The 2,099-nt window shown below is 45.2% G+C and carries 2 protein-coding genes; both read left to right on the forward strand.

The window, feature by feature from the left end; all coding sequences use genetic code 11:
• Positions 1 to 130 precede the first annotated feature (130 nt).
• A complete protein-coding gene (locus tag T472_RS02020) occupies positions 131 to 1,846 on the forward strand; it encodes an IS1634 family transposase (RefSeq protein ID WP_023388436.1) in 1,716 nt (571 codons plus the stop codon).
• On the forward strand, positions 1,822 to 2,046 hold the full coding sequence (locus T472_RS02025; RefSeq protein WP_023863268.1) for a hypothetical protein: 225 nt from the start codon (positions 1,822 to 1,824) through the stop codon (positions 2,044 to 2,046). Before T472_RS02020 ends, T472_RS02025 begins: the two co-directional genes overlap by 25 nt.
• Positions 2,047 to 2,099 lie beyond the last annotated feature (53 nt).

The raw sequence follows: 2,099 nt of genomic DNA on the forward strand, positions 1-2,099 counted from the left end.
TACCACTAAAAAAATTTCATTACCAATTAAATACGCTAAAAGCCCATGAATACAGCCTTTAGGGGTTGCATGAATGGGCTTTTTGATGTACAATATTTAGTATGAAATAACACTAAAGGAAGTGCCTGAAATGTATCTTGATTGTGTCGTTGATGTTCCAGATATTCCAGGGAAAATAACTCGCCAGAAGAAGAAAAACGTGGTTTATATAGACTTCGAATATGAGCGGATCTATTATCCTGAGCGCAAATACACTATTCCCAAACGGGTCACCATCGGCAAACAGGATCCGGGCAGTCCGGACCGAATGATACCTAACGAGAATTTTTTGAAGTATTTTCCTGAGGTCGAACTTCCTCTCGAGAAGGATACAGCTCGAAGAAGCTATACCCTCAAGGCTGGGGCATTCATTGTCCTGCGGGAGATCGTTGAATCCTACAAACTGCCTGCTCTTCTGGCCCGATACTTCAACCCTGCTGATCTTGGCCTGTTTTTGGACCTGGCAATCTACTCGATCATCTGTGAAAACAACGCCTCGCAGTATTATCCCGACTATGCATACAACCATCCCCTCTTAACGGAAAGCATGCATTTGTACAGTGATTCCAAGATTTCCAGCTTTCTAAGCCAGATGACCGATGGGCAGAGTATGGGGTTCTTGAATGACTGGAATGCAGCAAGAGACCATAGAGAGAAAATCTATATTTCGTACGACTCCACAAACAAGAATTGCCAGGCCGGAGATCTTGAGCCGGTTGAGTTCGGACACCCTAAAGTTGATCTGGGCTGTCCCATCTTCAATTACGCGGTTGCCTATGACACCAGCAATCAGGTTCCGCTATTCTACGAGGAGTATCCCGGCAGTATTGTAGATGTCTCCCAACTGCAGTACATGCTTGATCGAGCCTATGCCTATGGTTATCGTAAAATCGGGTTTATCCTTGACCGTGGCTACTTCAGTCGCCAGAACATTGAGTATATGGATCAGTATGGCTATGACTTCGTCATGATGGTCAAGGGCAGAGCCAAGCTGGTCAATGAACTGATTATGGAACATCGGGGGAGTTTCGAAGAAAGCTGGAATCGCCGGGTGAAAGCCTATGATGTGTCGGGGATTACAGTTAGGAATAAGCTCTATGAGTCCGATCGAAACGACCGATATTTCCATCTGTTTCACAGTGATGAAAAGCAAACCTTGGAACGGGCTGCTTTGAAAGCGAAGATAGAACGCATGGCTACTCTCATGGTTCCTTATAAGGGGAAAGTGATGAGTGTGCCGGATAGCTACAACCAATATTTTGAAATCTTCTATGACCAGGATGGGACCTTTCTTGCCCTGAAGGAGAAGGAGGACGTGATTGAGCGCGAACTGAAACTTTGCGGATATTTCGTAATTGTGACCTCAAAAAAGATGACCGCCGAAGAAGCGATCACCTTGTATAAAGGGCGTGATGTTTCGGAAAAGCTGTTCCGTGGAAGCAAGACATTTCTGGGCAACAAGAGTCTTCGTGTGCATACCAACGAATCTGCCTCGGCTAAAATTTTCATCGAGTTCGTTGCCACAATCATTCGAAGCCGTATGTACACATTGCTGAAAGCAGAGATGGTAAACAACGACCGAAAAGCCAATTACATGACCGTTCCAGCCGCTTTACGTGAATTGGAAAAGATTGAGATGACGAGGATGGGAGATGGCAACTTTCGCTTAAGTCACGCTGTTACAGCCACGCAAAAAGCAATCCTTAAGGCCTTCAGGTTGGATGTGGCAGACATAAAAAACAAGACAACTCAAATCAATGAACGGTTGAAAGGAGAGCTAAAATGCCAAGAGGACCCAAGATCCTGATCGATGAGAAAATAGTGCAATCCGAGGCTGCCCTGGCCAAGGCCAAGTCCAGATACGACGCAGAAGCTGCTGTGCTGAAGGAACTGCTCCAGAAGAGACAGGCAATGAGAGACCTAGAATTAATGGAAGCTATAGCTAAAAGCAAGCGCTCCTTTGAGGAGATTCTGGACTACATCAAAAGGGATCCGGATGCAGATTAATTCTGTCAAATCGATCTTTAGTGCGAAAACTTCAGGAAGTTAAGGATTAATGT

It is taken from the genome of Youngiibacter fragilis 232.1 (genome assembly GCF_000495435.3).
GTDB lineage: Bacteria > Bacillota > Clostridia > Clostridiales > Clostridiaceae > Youngiibacter > Youngiibacter fragilis.